Source organism: Achromobacter sp. RT286_PF (assembly GCF_059760425.1).
In genome coordinates this window covers 74,448-88,826 of sequence record NZ_JCBAMR010000019.1, presented here as the reverse complement: position 1 = coordinate 88,826, position 14,379 = coordinate 74,448, and the positions used below count along the sequence as shown (strand labels likewise).

Below are 14,379 nucleotides of genomic sequence, written 5' to 3'. Positions count from 1 at the left end.
CCGGCCTCGTTTCAGCCCGCCAGCGCGTCCGCTGCCCGCGCAATGCGCGCGAAGCGGCCGTTCAGTACCAGTTCGGTATGGTCGCGAATCTCGGCCGGGCTGTAATGCTTGCCCGAAGGGCTTTGCATCGCGAAGGTCAGCGTGGCGTCCGTCGGAAACACCACTTTGAAACCCGCATCGCTGGCGTGGCGCGAGGTGGTTTCGCAGCATTGTTCAGTGCGGATGCCGCTGACGATGACGCCTTCCACCCCGTTTTCACGCAACCAATCGTGCAGCGTTGCGCCGTTGGCATCAACCGCAAACAGCGACGAATGCACGGTTTTGTGGAAAACGGCCGTGGGCGAAACGCGGAGCTCGGCAAGCGTTTTGACTTGTCCCGAAGCCAGCGAGAAGGGGTTGGAGGCGTCGTCCGACGGGCTTTTGTGAAACACCTGCAGCACCGGAATGTCTTTGGCGCGCGCCGAATCGATCAGGCCCTGGAGCTGCGTCACGAACGCGGGGTACTCGGTTTCGTCCCAAAACGGACGTTGCCGAAAAGACTCTTGGACGTCGATGACGATCAGTGCTTGTTTCATGGTCCGGCCTCCAGGCCTAGGGTTTTTGAGGGGGTAGCGGTATTCTGCGACGCCTTGCGGCGCCCGGCGAGCCATTCCCGGGCCCGTTATCGGCCCAAAACGGACATTCCTGTTGCGAGGTCCCTGCCAGCAGCTTACCCCTATCCGCGGCCTGCCGGAACGACCGCATGCGCGTCGCCGGACATACAATTCCGCCATGACACACCCAAGCGAATCCGACGATATTTCCTGGATGCGCCGCGCCCTGGCGCTGGCCGAAAGCGTGCTTTACACCACCGCGCCGAACCCGCGCGTAGGCTGCGTCATCGTGCGCGATGGGCAAGTGCTGGGAGAGGGCGCCACGCAGCCTCCTGGCGGCCCTCATGCCGAAATCGGCGCGTTGCGTGACGCCAAGGCGCGTGGCCACGACGTAACAGGCGCCACGATCTACGTCACGCTTGAGCCCTGCAGCCATTTCGGGCGCACACCGCCTTGTGTTGACGCCGTGCTGGCGGCCCGGCCGGCGCGCGTGGTCGTCGCCATCGGCGACCCCAACCCGCTGGTCAACGGGCAGGGGCTGGCGCGCTTGCGCACCGCCGGCATCCACGTGACGACGGGGGTGTGCGAGCAAGAAGCGCTTGCGCTGAATGCCGGTTTTATTTCGCGCATGAGCCGCGGCTTGCCCTGGGTTTGGATGAAGATGGCGGCGTCGCTGGATGGGCGCAGCGCGCTGCATAACGGAATGTCCCAATGGATTACCGGGCCGCAAGCCCGGGCGGATGGCCACCGGTGGCGCGCGCGCAGCTGCGTCGTGCTGACCGGGATGGGCACCGTGTTGAAAGACAATCCGCTGCTGAACGTGCGCGACGTCGACACACCGCGCCAGCCGCGCAAAGCCGTCGTTGATGGCCAATTTGCCATTCCCGAAGATGCCCGCCTGTTCGATGGGGGGCCAGTGATTCTGTTCACCGCGCGCGAAGATGCCGCCAAGGCCTCACGGCTGGCCGACAAGAACGCGCGCGTCATCCTCATGCCGGGGGCCGTGCCGGGTCGCGTGGACCTTGGCGGCATGATGCGCTGGTTCGCGCAAGCAGAGTTCAACGAAGTGCACGTCGAGGCCGGTGCCGGCCTGAGCGGCGCGTTGGTTGGCGCGGGCTGCGTCGACGAATTGCTGTTGTATCTGGCGCCTGTCTTGCTTGGCGATGCGGCGGGCATGGTCCGTTTGCCCATGCTTGAGCACTTGGATGCCGCGCACCGCTACGAATTTATCGATAGCGTCATGGTGGGCGCGGACCTGCGTTTGCGTGCTCGCGTGCAAGCCACTTGGCGCGAGCTGATGCAGCGCGTGGCGTTGCCGACGTCGGTTTGATGCGGTCTTGGTTTGAACATCGTCGCACGTTCAAGGCAAGGTGCTAGCACTCGTCACAGGCGGCTGCCAATCGCGTTTTTCGCGACGCATTGACGATGCTTTGCGTCGTGTTCGGCACGGCAATTGCGGCAAAGTTTGCGACTGTTTGCTCGCTCCTTTGCTTGCTGAAAACCCGCATTACGATTTTGATCATTACGCCAAATGAATTGCCACAAAACCGTCAATTGGCTTTAGCATAGACACATGACTTGGCGCTTCCTGCCTGCGGCCATCACCGCAAAGTGCTATGCGCCCACGTCACCACGGATTCCCGTGCCGCAGTATCGGCGCTGTTTCATAACCGACCGGCACGCTGCTGAATGAAGCGCAACGCGCTCTTCAGAACGTTCGCCGCCATCGCATGGCGGACGCATCGAGCTACTGCTCGAATCATAAGAATCCACCGGGATATCGCTCATCCCTTCAAATCATTGCCGTCCATTTCATGTGCGGTCGCACCACGCATGGCTGCCATAGCAATATGCTGAAGATGAGCGAGTTAACTTATTCACGTAAGTTGCATTCCCTGACGGAACTTGCGTCAGGCGCTTGCAGCCTAACTGGAAAGGGTCCGACCGTGCTTCATGGTTGATGTGTGGCGAAAGCAACATAACAACTGGCCGAAAACGCCAAACGCGAGATTGACTGGTAAAGCGTCGGCACTTAGGCACAATGGGGACACGTAGGCGTAGTGAATTTTTCGCGTGTTGTAGGAGGTTTCCGTGCAAAACATCGTCGAAGGCTTCAAGTCGCAGTATGCAAGAGAGCAGGAGTCAGAGCTTTCTCTTGAGGAGTATCTGAACCTCGCCAAACGTGATCCCATGGCGTATGCCAGCCCCGCTGAGCGCATGCTGGCGGCGATCGGCGAACCCGAAGTCGTGGATACGCGCAACGACCCACGTCTTTCCCGTTTGTTTTCCAACCGGACCATCCGGCGCTATCCGGCGTTTCAGGAGTTCTACGGCATGGAGGACGTGATCGGTCAGATCGTCGCGTTCTTCAAACACGCCGCGCAAGGGCTGGAAGAGCGCAAGCAAATCCTTTATCTGCTGGGCCCCGTCGGTGGCGGTAAGTCATCCATCGCCGAACGTCTGAAGGCCCTGATGGAAAGCTATCCCATCTATGCCCTGAAGGGTTCCCCCGTCAATGAATCGCCGCTGGGCTTGTTCCATCCGGAACGCTTTGGCGACACGCTTGAAAAGGAATACGGCATTCCGCGCCGGTACCTGACGGGCATCATGTCGCCGTGGGCGGTCAAGCGGCTGAAGGAGTTCGACGGCGACATCTCGCAATTCCGTGTCGTGCGCTTGAACCCGTCGGTGTTGCGTCAAGTGGCCATCGCCAAGACCGAACCGGGCGACGAAAACAACCAGGACATTTCCTCGCTGGTCGGCAAGGTCGACATCCGCAAGCTGGATCGACATTCGCAAGACGACCCGGACGCTTACAGCTACTCCGGCGGCTTGTGCCTGGCGAACCAGGGGCTGCTGGAATTCGTGGAAATGTTCAAGGCCCCGATCAAGATGCTGCACCCGCTGCTGACGGCCACGCAGGAAGGCAACTTCAAGGGCACCGAAGGCTTTTCCGCGATTCCGTTCAACGGCACGATCCTGGCGCACTCGAACGAATCGGAATGGCAGACCTTCCGCAACAACAAGCACAACGAAGCGTTCCTTGATCGTATCTATATCGTCAAGGTGCCGTACTGCTTGCAGGTGTCTGAAGAAGTCCGCATCTACGAAAAGCTGTTGCATCACAGCTCGTTGTCGGCCGCACCTTGCGCGCCGGGAACGCTGGATATGATGGCCCAGTTCTCCGTGCTGACGCGTCTGAAGGAACCTGAAAACTCCAGCATCTATTCCAAGTTGCGCGTCTATGACGGCGAAAGCCTGAAAGACGTGGACCCTAAGGCCAAGGCGCTCCAAGAGTACAAGGACTACGCGGGCACCGATGAAGGCATGAATGGGGTGTCGACGCGTTTCGCGTACAAGATCCTGTCCAGCGTCTTCAACTACGACCAGACCGAGGTAGCGGCCAACCCCGTGCATCTGATGTATGTGCTTGAGCAACGCATCGGGCGCGAAGACTATCCGGAAGAAATTCGTCGCCGCTATCTTGAATTCATCAAGGGGTTCCTGGCGCCGCGTTATGCGGAATTCATCGGCAAGGAAATCCAGACCGCCTATCTTGAGTCGTATTCGGAGTATGGCCAGAACATCTTTGACCGCTACGTCACGTTTGCCGACTGCTGGATTCAGGACGAAGAATTCCGTGATCCGGAAACGGGCGAAAGCTTCGATCGCAGCGCGTTGAACGACGAGCTGGAAAAGATCGAGAAGCCGGCAGGTATTGCGAACCCGAAGGACTTCCGCAACGAGATCGTGAACTTCGTGCTGCGGGCGCGCGCCAATAACAATGGCCGCAACCCGACCTGGACCAGCTATGAAAAGCTGCGCGAAGTGATCGAGAAGAAGATGTTCTCGAATACGGAAGATCTGCTGCCGGTGATTTCGTTCAACGCCAAGGCTTCGGCCGAGGACAAAACGAAACACCAGAGCTTTGTGGATCGCATGGTGGAAAAGGGCTACACGGAAAAGCAGGTCAGGCTGCTGTGCGAGTGGTACCTCCGAGTGAGGAAGTCTTCCTGAGCGAGGTGAATCATGAATTCACTGATCGATCGCCGTCTTAACGGGCGCAATAAAAGCGCCGTCAACCGCGAGCGTTTTTTGCGGCGCTACAAGGACCAGATCCGCAAGGCGGTTCACGGGATGATCCGTGACCGCTCCATTCAGGATATGGATCAAGGCGGAGAGATCAACCTGCCCGCCCGGGATATTTCCGAGCCGACTTTCCGGCACGGATCGGGCGGTGACCGCGAAATGGTCCACCCTGGCAATCGCGAGTTTGCCAAGGGTGACACCATCGACCGGCCGCAGGGAGGCCAAGGCGAGGGCGGATCCGAGCCGGGCGAAGGGGAATCGGTCGACCAATTCACCTTCAGCCTGTCACGGGCCGAGTTTCTGAATCTGTTCTTCGAGGACCTGGAACTGCCGCATCTGGCGCGCAACCAGTTGGGCGAAGTCAGCCAAAAGAAGTGGCAGCGCGCGGGCTACACCACGACCGGTTCGCCCAGCATGTTGAGCATCAGCCGTACGCTCAAGTCATCGCTGGCCCGTCGGGTTTCACTGAACGTAAAGGCCCGTGCCGACCTCGAAGACGCGGAAAAGGCCTTGGCCGATGCACGCGCGGCGGGTGCGCCCGCCGCGACGATCCGCACGCTGGAGCAGGACGTCGAAGATTGCCGCGAGCGCCTCGCCCGTGTGCCGTTCCTTGATGACCTTGACCTGCGCTACCGCAATCGCGTGTCCGTGGCCATCCCGATGGCGCGCGCGGTCATGTTCTGCCTGATGGACGTGTCCGGTTCCATGGACGAAGGCAAGAAGGACCTGGCCAAGCGCTTCTTCACGCTGCTGTATCTGTTCCTGTCGCGCAAGTACGAACACGTGGACCTGGTTTTCATCCGCCACACCGACAACGCCGAGGAAGTCGATGAGCAGACCTTCTTCTACGACCCCAAGAGCGGCGGCACCATTGTGTTGTCGGCATTGGAACTGATGCGCGAAATTCTGGAAAAGCGCTATCCGCCTTCGGCGTGGAACGTGTACGCGGCGCAAGCCAGTGACGGCGATTCGTTTGGCGCCGACGCCGGTAAAAGCGCGCGCTTCCTGGCGGAACACTTGCTGCCGTCGACACGGTATTTCGCCTATATCGAAATTCCCGACTCGCAAGAGGCTCGCAAGAGCAGCCTGTGGGCCGAGTATGAACAGAAGCTGGAGCCGCATTTCGTTATGCGGCGCATCTGCGATCGCGGCGAAATCTTTCCCGTGTTCCATGACCTGTTCAAGAAGGAAACCGCATGAATGCCATCGTGGGTGCTCTCGTGGAGCCGAAATCGGCCGGCGGGGCTCGGCCGATTTCCCAAGGTTCCGAATGGACGTTCGAACTGATCCAGTCCTATGACGACGCGATTTCCAAGGTCGCGGCCGAGTACGGCCTGGATACGTATCCGAACCAGATCGAGGTGATTACCTCGGAACAAATGCTGGACGCCTATGCGTCGGCCGGCCTGCCCATCGGCTATCCGCACTGGTCGTACGGCAAGGAATTCATCCGCAACGAGCAATACTATCGGCGCGGCATGCAGGGCCTGGCTTACGAAATCGTCATCAACTCCAACCCCTGCATCTCGTACCTCATGGAAGAAAACTCCATGACGATGCAGGCGCTGGTGATTGCGCACGCCTGCTACGGTCACAACTCGTTCTTCAAGGGCAATTACCTGTTCCGGCAATGGACCGACGCCGATGGCGTGCTGGACTATCTGGTGTTCGCGCGCAAGTATGTGATGTCGTGTGAAGACCGCTACGGCATTGACGCCGTCGAGGCGCTGCTGGATTCCTGCCACGCGCTGTCCCACCACGGGGTTGATCGCTACAAGCGTCCGGCGCCCATGTCGCTGAAGGAAGAGGCCGCGCGCCAAGCCGAGCGCAAGGAACATGCGCGGCTGCAATACAACGACCTGTGGCGCACCTTGCCTCGCTTGGAAACGGACAAGGACACGCGCACGGAAACGCCCGCGTTCCCCCCCGAGCCCGAAGAGAACTTGCTGTACTTCATTGAGAAGTACTCGCCCAAGCTGGCGCCGTGGCAGAAAGAGCTGGTGCGTATCGTGCGCAAGATCGCCCAGTACTTCTACCCGCAGACGCAGACCAAGGTCATGAACGAAGGGTGGGCCACGTTCTGGCACTACACGATCCTGAACCGCTTGCATGAAAAAGGACTGGTCAACGACGGCTTCATGATGGAGTTTCTGCAAAGCCATACCAACGTGGTCAGCCAGCGCGGCTTTGATGAGCGCGGTTATGGCGGCATCAACCCGTACGCGCTGGGCTTTGCCATGATGACGGACATCCGCCGCATCTGCGAAGCCCCTACCGACGAGGACCGCCGGTGGTTCCCTGACATCGCGGGCGGCGACTGGCAAAAAACGTTGGACTTCGCCATGCGCAACTTCAAGGACGAGTCCTTCATTTCGCAATACCTGTCGCCGCGCCTGATCCGGGAGTTCCGCTTCTTTGCCATCTCGGATCATCAAGCTAACCCGAAGCTGGAAGTGGCTGCCATCCACAACGACGAAGGCTATCGCGACATCCGCCGGCTGTTGGCCGCGCAGCACAATCGCGACAACCAGGTGCCCGATATCCAGGTGGTTCGCTTCAATCGCGATTCGGACCGTTCCTTGGTGCTGCGGCATTTGAAAAGCCGTGGCCGCCCCTTGGCCGGGGATGACGCCGAGCAGGTGATGAAGCATCTGGCGCGCTTGTGGGGCTTCAAGGTCCGCCTTGAAGAGACCGAGCCGGACGGCACCGTCAGCTCATACCGCGAACAGGAACCGCCCGCCGCGCACTAAGGGCCGGGACGCACCACGGCGAACCTGTGGTGCGTCCCCGCTTTTTCCCTGGCTTGCCTCGCTACTTCGAAACCTGCTAGAATCGCGGATTCGCAATTTTCGCAGCGTCTTTTTGGCTGCCGAAAAGTGTCGATTAGGACAGGTGGCCGAGCGGTTGAAGGCGCACGCCTGGAAAGCGTGTATACGTCAAAAGCGTATCGGGGGTTCGAATCCCCCTCTGTCCGCCAAGATTTGTACCGGTATTGCCGAGCAATGCCTTGAAACCCGCACCAGCCTTAGCTGTGCGGGTTTTTTCTTGCCCGGGTTTGCCCAGTAAGCACCACTAGAAGCAACCTCATAAATCGGGTACTTTCGCGGGTATCGCGGCCCCCAGAGGCCAAAACCCGAAAAAAGTACCCGTTTTTCATAGGGGAGATATGGCCACGCTCGCCAAGCTGACAGACACCGCAATCCGCGCCGCCAAGGGTCGGGAAAAGCCCTACAAGATGGCCGACGGCGGCGGCTTATATATCCTCGTCAAACCCGACGGTACGCGCTACCGCTGCAACTACCGGCACGCGGGCAAAGACCGGACGATGGCTCTGGGCGTGAATCGCAATGCGGATCAGTGTATCGGATGATCCTGAATAGCCGCCAGATTGGGGCCACGTGGTACTTCGCGCGCGAGGCGTTGCTTGATGCCATCGCCGCTGGGCGCAATCAGATCTTCGTGTCCGCGTCGAAAGCGCGGGCGCATGTATTAAAGCAGTACAACACCAGCGGCTTTGGGGCCGTGATGCCCGCCGCTCAGGTGTTCGCACGCAATGAAATTGAGCCGCTCCAGGCTAGGTTGTCCGAGTTAAACGAGTGGCTTGGTATGCCCGTCATGAGGTTCAGGCCCTACGTTGTTGGAGTCCAGACCGAGGGCGACACGGGCGACCGTTCGGCGCGCGTCTAAGGCGATCACCCCTTCCACCAAAAGCCCCGCAGATGCGGGGCTTTTTTTGTCTGTGCCGGGCGTTATTCGCGCTCGCCGCGTCTGGCCCCTGGCTTGATGGCCAGCGGCTCGTTTAGGCACGGTTCACCGGCGACATACCGCCGAAGCTCCGCAACACGGTCGATGATGTCCTGGCGGTGTCGCAGGCCGCCGGCGCTCTTCATGCCCGCGTCCAGGGCCACGATGACGCGCTGAAGGCGCCAGATTTCCCAGGCTAGGGCACAGGCCTCGGCGGTGGGGTTTCGCGCGTACAGCTCGCGTATGCGGGCCGCATGCAGGGGCGCGGGAGGGTTTCGGTCGAACGCGTCCATAGGGTGCCTCTTAACTACTGTATGAGCGTACAGTATGTCGGTCGTTGCGAGGTCTGGCGCGCAGTTCTCCTCCCGCCGCGCCTGCGCGCTAAATGTGCGAGAAAAGACTCAGCCGTGCGTCACCACCCTCAGGCGTCACCGTCGGCGCGCCTCTGCGGGCAGCTCGCGCGCCTCGGCAGGTGACGCAAACCGACGCACTACGGATGCATATCGACGGTTGCGCTTACGGTCCTACGATTGCGGGGCAAGTGCTTGCGGCTCTGGCGCCATTGGGACCGGCACCGCGGCTTCGGCTTTTGTCGTTTCCAGATCTAAAGTGGCGCCGAGTGCGTGTCCGAAGCACTCCAAAAACATGATGTCGTTCAATATTTGATCGGGACCCGTTGACTGACCAGGATTAAGGGCGTGCGCAATACCATTACGCCTTTCAAAGAAGCTCTCCATTTCGGTGAGCACTTGCCCATGAGCCTTTCCCGGTTCGACCTCGCCAAAGTGCTCCAGAATTTTCTGCTTATCGGCTAATTTTCGGCATACATCCGATAGTCCGCTCACACTAAAAAGACCATTCAGCTCGCTCGGGCGCATGTTGTTTTCGTTGTGAATTAACTCGCGATAGATGTCTTGGGTGAGGTCTCCCTTGCAGAATTCGTAAATGACGCTGAAACGGGCCTGCGCGGTTCCGAATACCTGTTCGCTCCCTGCCGCCGCTGCGGCAGCGTCTAGACGAATTTTGGCAAGCCCATCCATCGTACGCTTCCACGCAGTGGCAATAAGTTTGGCTGGTAATTTGCTAACGGAATTGACCTTTGTGACGACTGAACGAGCGTACTCGCGAGCCATTTCACGAATGAACTCTTCGAACGTGGCTGCCAATAAGAGCGTTGCTGAATTGGCGGCTGCAACTCTGGCTTTCGGCGCCTTATCCGGTTCGCTGAAGGCGTTGACGACCAATCTTATCGCTTCTAAATCGTCGGTAAACTCTTCGACGATAAGTTGAAATTCGGTCACCACGCGATCACCCTTTTATGAATATGTTAGTCATGAGTGCTATACGCTCTTTTACGGCCTTCGCAGTGTTCCCTTGGCCCGTAAGAATGGCTTGTTGCTCACTGGCGCCGAGCGCATCGCTGAGTCGGCGACGAACCTCTACCGCATCTGCCGTGATTTCGCTGCGACGATTCCACAAATTATTTATAGCGACCATCGATGAATCGTACATAGCTGCGGACACTCGTGTACGACCCTTGCCGTCTGCAGGCAACAGGAATGGCTTGCCCTCAAACAGTTCGTACAAGAACGAGAACCGCTCTTGAAATTCGCGTTTGAACGGTTCCACTTCTTCCGCAGAAATTTGGGCTTGCATCGCTCGATCCAACATTGCCTTCATCGATCCACGGATGTTGTCTTCTTCCTTGAGGGCGAAGTAGCGGAGAATCAGCTGGCAATCTCCCATCGTGGCAAATAGTTGGTTTTTTTGTCGGCTCTGGTTTTCGTAGTACTGGCCTGGGTCGCTTTCTGAGTAGCGCGGAATGTCAAAGACATCGGCGAACAGGTCGTATCGAGTCAGCTCAATGATGACTTGGTTAAAGTTGCCCGGGTTGAGCGCATTACGTATTTCCTGGGGATTCAGCTTTGTGCCCCCGGTGTTCAGTCGATCAAAAATGATGCGACGTATGTCCGTAAAGCTCAATTGGCCGGCACTTTTATCCGGCCCGCTTTCCAAAAGCAACACTATCGCTGAAAGGCTCGCGCGGTCTAATGCCCGTTTGATGCGCGGCGGACACTTGGAATAGCGAAGCCCGTTGAGCGGCTTGAGCACCGTTAGCGCGGTAAGCGCGAATTCGCCTGCCAGGAACTCCCGTACTGCGTTGAGGCGTTGTTGTCCATCCATAACCTCGTACCGCGCTGCTTCGCTTTCATACAGAAATACGGGGGGGACCGGAATGTTCAGCAACAGGGATTCAATAAGGCGCGATTTTTGAACGGGGGTCCAGCGCAGCCGGCGCTGATACTCGGGACGTAGATTCAGCACCTCTCCCCTGTCGATAAGATCGCGGAGTTGGGGCAGAAAAAAATTGTTTGTCTGATAGATGATTCGGAAGGCATTCTTTGCAAAGAACTCATCGGGTTCCACGTGCTCCTGCCCTTGCTCTGGCTGTACCGCATCGGACTCCTGATCCGCGTCTCCCATTACGACTTCTATCGACATTGTGAACTCCAAATTTTGGCTGCAGAAATTGTGTAGTAAAGGACGAGGAATGCCGGTTCCCGATCACTTGGTCTGTTGCGGGTTGTAGCACGGCGACCAATGTTCTGCGCTTGCGCCGTCGGTCAAACTCTGCGCAGATTTGGGGAGGGGCTGGGAAAACCTAACCTTCCTAACCTCACCTTAAAATAATGCCTAAGGCATTGATTTTATAAGGAAATATTGGTTAGGTTTAAGATCTAACCTGACCTAACCTAGAACCTAACTCCGCTGTAAGTTATTGATCTATTTAGATATCTGTTTTTTATAAAGTTAGGGTACAGAAACCTAACCGGGTTAGGCTTTGGTTAGAAAAAGGTTAGGTTTTGCGAATGCTCGGACACCCGCATGAATAAAGGCTCTCCGGCCATTTCGCTAGGTATGGTTACGAAGGTTAGGTTTTGCTCAGCCCCTCCCGGGATTTTTGGCAGCGCCATTTTTTGGCTGGTTTCGGGTTCGCGTGTCTCTTCTGAGCAAGTGTTGATGCCGCTGGTCTTGACCAGATCTGCATACGCTCCGGCAGGTCTTGGGCGTGGCCACATCGGAGCGCGGGCCGCCGGCGGCGCGCTGGCCAAGCACGGGTGCACCAGGTCGCGGGGGATTTGATGGCAATCCCCCGGCGATGGCTGGAAGACGTGGCATGGCATCGGATCCCGCAATGGGATTCACATCCGGCTTAGGGTATGTTTGAGGGTACTTTTCGTTTGTCGAACTGGCCAGATCTAGCAATTACGACGTGTTTGGCCAGTTGTCCGGGTGACCCTCTGTCCGCCAAGAATACTGATGGCAAGGCAATTGCCCTTCACGTTGTACCGATCCGATCGGTGCGCATGAAATACATAAGGCCCTCGCCTTCGATGAAGTCGGGGGCCTTTTTGTATTGCGGGCGGCTGTGCGGCTACAGGTAGCGCAACGTGAACGTCACCGAACCATCAAGCTGGATTTCCTTGGACGTCGGCAAAGCCGCGGTTCTGTTCAGCACAGGTGTCACGGCCAAACTGACGGACGCGGTTGTGATGGGCATGGCGGAGGCGTCTTTGCCGAACGAGTACTCGTCGGTCGGATTGACGTTGATGGTGTCCATGGCTGATTGAACCGGCCAGCTTGTGCTGCCGCTGGGACGGGAAAGAACCATGGACGTGCTCAGGAAGGGCGGGACGCCATCAACAACAGTGGCCTGGGGGCGCACCAGCAGCACGACGGCGCCGATCTTGACATCATCGATACGGCCCAGCCCCCAAGCATGGGGTGCGCCGTTCACCGGGTTTTGATAAGGCCAGGGCATGCCGGCGGCGCTGGCTTCCTGATGCGTGATAGCACTGTCCGGACGGTTTTCATGGACCGTGAACGCGACGCGCGTCGGGCCGCCACAAACGATTTCCAAGCGGGGGCGTTCTTCGGGCAGCAACGTGCCGTTGTGGTTCAGGCTTTGAAACTGCAACGTCCCGAAATCGATGGCACCCCCCCCGCCAAACCCCAGGTTGCAAGCTGGCGGAGTGAGTTGACCGGCGATGACCAGGTTCGCTTGGCCGGTCGCGGCATGCGTGCTGCTTGCAGCGGCCAGGGCCAAGCAGGCGAAAAGACGTGGCGCGGTTGTCATCCTGTCAGCAAACATGGTCACGATCGTGCGTATGCCACTGGAACGTATTCACAGGTAACGCAAAGTGAACGTGATCGACCCATCCAACGGAATTTCGTTCGCGGACGGCAAGGTCGCCGGTTGGGCAATCATGGGCGTGAGCCCCATTGTCAATTGCGCGTTCGTGATCGGTACGGCGGGGCCGCCAATCGGGCCGAACGAGTATTCGAGGTCAGGGCTGAGGTTCAGGGAGTAATGCGACGACGCCAACGACCAGCTACTGCTGCCCGTGGGGCGTGCAAGGACCTTCTGCGCACCGGCCGTGGTCAGCAGCACGCCATCGACCGTGGTGGTAGCGGGGGTGATCAGTCCGATCAAGGCGCCGGTCTTGATTTTTTGGCCGTCCGCAAAGCCCAGGCCCCAGGAATACTTGTTGCCGTTTTCGGGGTTTTGGTACGGCCAGTTCAGGTTGGGAGCTTCCTGGATCGTGATGCCCGAGCCTGCGCGGTTATCCAGCGCGACAACGCTGACGCGGGTGGGTCCGCCGCAGTTGATTTGCAGGGCGGTGTCTTTGCTGCCCAGGTTCGTGCCATTGTTGTCCAAGGCGTTGAACGCGATGACGTCAAAGTCCAGCGTTGCGTTGCCGCCGAAATGAGCATTGCATGCCGGCGGCATGAGCTTGCCCGTCACATTGAGGTCACTATTGCCCGCAGCATGCGATGCGGCAGCCAGCGTGGCAAAGGCCACGCCGACGAAGAATTGGTTTTTCATGATGAACGTTCCTGATGTGAACAAATGCCGTCCACGGAAGACAGCGAGCGAGCTGGCCCTGGCGTTATGCAATGGCAGCGGCGCTGTGCGGCCGTTGAAGGCCGCACAGCCGGACGCCGCGCTTGTTTTAAGGGCTTGTTCGATTGCGACAGGGCGCCACAGCGCGCCCTACGCAATGGGCTTACAGGTAGACCAGCGAGATCGTGGCGCTGCCATTCAGGTCAATGGCAGTGCTGGTCGGCAGAGCGGCAGCGCGGTTGATCGTCGGGGTGACGGTAAGCGAGCCGGTTACCGAAGCGACCGCAGCCGGCGTGGCGCCGGTGCCCGGCGAACCCAGGAAGAACGCATAGGTGTTATTGGGGCTGATGAATTGCCGCTGAATGGCCTCGGAGGACCACGTGCGCTTGTCCGCGCTGTAGAGGACGGTGGCCTTGGTGTCGTCGGCTTGGACGTCGCCTTCCTTGAAGCCGAACATGTAGCCGCCGATAGGAATCTGCGTGTCGTCGGCGCCGGCAACGGAGCCAAGGCCGAAGATGAACGGGTCGCCGATGGTGGAGCTGTTTGAGCCCCACGCATTGACGTTCAACGAGGCTTTCAGAACTTTGCTGCTGGCGCGGTTGTCTACAACGTGCAGGCCCACGCGCGTCTTGCCGTTGCAGGTGATGTTCAGGCCGATGGTCTTGGATTCCAGTTTGGTACCGTCGTGAGCGAGCGAGTTGAATGCGTGCTCACCGAAGTTCAGTATTCCCCCACCAGCCAGTTCAAGGTTGCACGAAGGCGGGGTGATGCGACCGATGATTGTCAGGTCCGCGGTGGGAGCAGCTTGAGCCGAGGCGGCGATCAAAAAGCTTGCGGCGAGAAGGCCACGCAGGGCGGGCAGAGGGCGTACCGAGTGATTCATGACTATCCAATTTCTGGTGGGACAAAGGAATCACTCTAGGAGACGGATGCCTTTTAGGATATAGGCATGAGCCTAATCTTCATTACAGTTGCGTAAACGGCTGCGTTACTATTTGTCCACGTTGGTTTTTCGCTCAACGAGAATCAGTGGAAAATCTGGGCTCT

The 14,379-nt window shown here is 58.6% G+C and carries 12 protein-coding genes, 1 tRNA gene and 1 pseudogene; 7 read left to right on the top strand and 7 right to left on the bottom strand.

What is annotated here, in order from left to right; all coding sequences use genetic code 11:
• Window positions 1–11: 11 nt before the first annotated feature.
• On the bottom strand, window positions 12–575 hold the full coding sequence (locus tag AC6LJY_RS16455; protein WP_314360691.1) for a cysteine hydrolase family protein: 564 nt from the start codon (window positions 573–575) through the stop codon (window positions 12–14).
• A 232-nt stretch (window positions 576–807) separates the two neighbouring features.
• On the opposite strand from AC6LJY_RS16455, the gene ribD reads away from it, so the two are divergent.
• The 7 genes and pseudogenes from ribD to AC6LJY_RS16420 all read left to right on the top strand — a co-directional run.
• Window positions 808–1,923, top strand: coding sequence for a bifunctional diaminohydroxyphosphoribosylaminopyrimidine deaminase/5-amino-6-(5-phosphoribosylamino)uracil reductase RibD (gene ribD, locus AC6LJY_RS16450; protein WP_498136368.1), 1,116 nt, complete (start codon window positions 808–810; stop codon window positions 1,921–1,923).
• A gap of 770 nt (window positions 1,924–2,693) precedes the next feature.
• Window positions 2,694–4,610, top strand: a complete 1,917-nt coding sequence (locus tag AC6LJY_RS16445; protein WP_370512763.1) for a PrkA family serine protein kinase — start codon at window positions 2,694–2,696, stop codon at window positions 4,608–4,610.
• A 12-nt stretch (window positions 4,611–4,622) separates the two neighbouring features.
• A complete protein-coding gene (locus tag AC6LJY_RS16440) occupies window positions 4,623–5,882 on the top strand; it encodes a YeaH/YhbH family protein (RefSeq protein ID WP_046806118.1) in 1,260 nt (419 codons plus the stop codon).
• Entirely contained in the window at window positions 5,879–7,432 is a 1,554-nt protein-coding gene (locus AC6LJY_RS16435) for a SpoVR family protein (protein ID WP_046806119.1), read from the top strand. The genes AC6LJY_RS16440 and AC6LJY_RS16435 overlap by 4 nt, the downstream gene beginning before the upstream one ends.
• A 136-nt stretch (window positions 7,433–7,568) precedes the next feature.
• A tRNA-Ser gene (locus tag AC6LJY_RS16430) sits at window positions 7,569–7,659 on the top strand.
• 189 nt (window positions 7,660–7,848) lie between these two features.
• Window positions 7,849–8,052, top strand: coding sequence for an Arm DNA-binding domain-containing protein (locus AC6LJY_RS16425; RefSeq protein ID WP_104145160.1), 204 nt, complete (start codon window positions 7,849–7,851; stop codon window positions 8,050–8,052).
• Window positions 8,046–8,183 (top strand): annotated as a pseudogene (locus tag AC6LJY_RS16420) (terminase large subunit domain-containing protein); the annotation flags it as partial. The gene AC6LJY_RS16425 and the pseudogene AC6LJY_RS16420, both read left to right, overlap by 7 nt.
• Before the next feature lie 248 nt (window positions 8,184–8,431).
• Here AC6LJY_RS16420 and AC6LJY_RS16415 read toward each other — a convergent pair.
• The 6 genes from AC6LJY_RS16415 to AC6LJY_RS16390 form a co-directional block, all read right to left on the bottom strand.
• On the bottom strand, window positions 8,432–8,719 hold the full coding sequence (locus AC6LJY_RS16415; RefSeq protein ID WP_498136361.1) for a hypothetical protein: 288 nt from the start codon (window positions 8,717–8,719) through the stop codon (window positions 8,432–8,434).
• Window positions 8,720–8,950: 231 nt separating this feature from the next.
• On the bottom strand, window positions 8,951–9,730 hold the full coding sequence (locus AC6LJY_RS16410) for a HEPN domain-containing protein (protein WP_485802006.1): 780 nt from the start codon (window positions 9,728–9,730) through the stop codon (window positions 8,951–8,953).
• Window positions 9,731–9,734: 4 nt separating this feature from the next.
• Complete coding sequence (locus tag AC6LJY_RS16405) at window positions 9,735–10,928, bottom strand: GmrSD restriction endonuclease domain-containing protein (RefSeq protein WP_319307742.1); 1,194 nt, start codon at window positions 10,926–10,928, stop codon at window positions 9,735–9,737.
• A gap of 934 nt (window positions 10,929–11,862) precedes the next feature.
• Window positions 11,863–12,579: a DUF1120 domain-containing protein gene (locus AC6LJY_RS16400; RefSeq protein WP_498136360.1), complete on the bottom strand. Its 717-nt coding sequence runs from the start codon at window positions 12,577–12,579 to the stop codon at window positions 11,863–11,865.
• A gap of 33 nt (window positions 12,580–12,612) precedes the next feature.
• Complete coding sequence (locus tag AC6LJY_RS16395; protein ID WP_498136359.1) at window positions 12,613–13,314, bottom strand: DUF1120 domain-containing protein; 702 nt, start codon at window positions 13,312–13,314, stop codon at window positions 12,613–12,615.
• A 181-nt stretch (window positions 13,315–13,495) separates the two neighbouring features.
• A complete protein-coding gene (locus tag AC6LJY_RS16390) occupies window positions 13,496–14,215 on the bottom strand; it encodes a DUF1120 domain-containing protein (protein ID WP_314360709.1) in 720 nt (239 codons plus the stop codon).
• Between the last annotated feature and the right edge of the window lie 164 nt (window positions 14,216–14,379).

Coding starts and splice junctions, on each gene's coding strand:
- AC6LJY_RS16455 (WP_314360691.1), bottom strand. CDS start 575: ATGAAACAAGCACTGATCGTCATCGACGTCCAAGAGTCTTTTCGGCAA.
- ribD (WP_498136368.1), top strand. CDS start 808: ATGCGCCGCGCCCTGGCGCTGGCCGAAAGCGTGCTTTACACCACCGCG.
- AC6LJY_RS16440 (WP_046806118.1), top strand. CDS start 4,623: ATGAATTCACTGATCGATCGCCGTCTTAACGGGCGCAATAAAAGCGCC.
- AC6LJY_RS16435 (WP_046806119.1), top strand. CDS start 5,879: ATGAATGCCATCGTGGGTGCTCTCGTGGAGCCGAAATCGGCCGGCGGG.
- AC6LJY_RS16425 (WP_104145160.1), top strand. CDS start 7,849: ATGGCCACGCTCGCCAAGCTGACAGACACCGCAATCCGCGCCGCCAAG.
- AC6LJY_RS16415 (WP_498136361.1), bottom strand. CDS start 8,719: ATGGACGCGTTCGACCGAAACCCTCCCGCGCCCCTGCATGCGGCCCGC.
- AC6LJY_RS16405 (WP_319307742.1), bottom strand. CDS start 10,928: ATGTCGATAGAAGTCGTAATGGGAGACGCGGATCAGGAGTCCGATGCG.
- AC6LJY_RS16400 (WP_498136360.1), bottom strand. CDS start 12,579: ATGTTTGCTGACAGGATGACAACCGCGCCACGTCTTTTCGCCTGCTTG.
- AC6LJY_RS16395 (WP_498136359.1), bottom strand. CDS start 13,314: ATGAAAAACCAATTCTTCGTCGGCGTGGCCTTTGCCACGCTGGCTGCC.
- AC6LJY_RS16390 (WP_314360709.1), bottom strand. CDS start 14,215: ATGAATCACTCGGTACGCCCTCTGCCCGCCCTGCGTGGCCTTCTCGCC.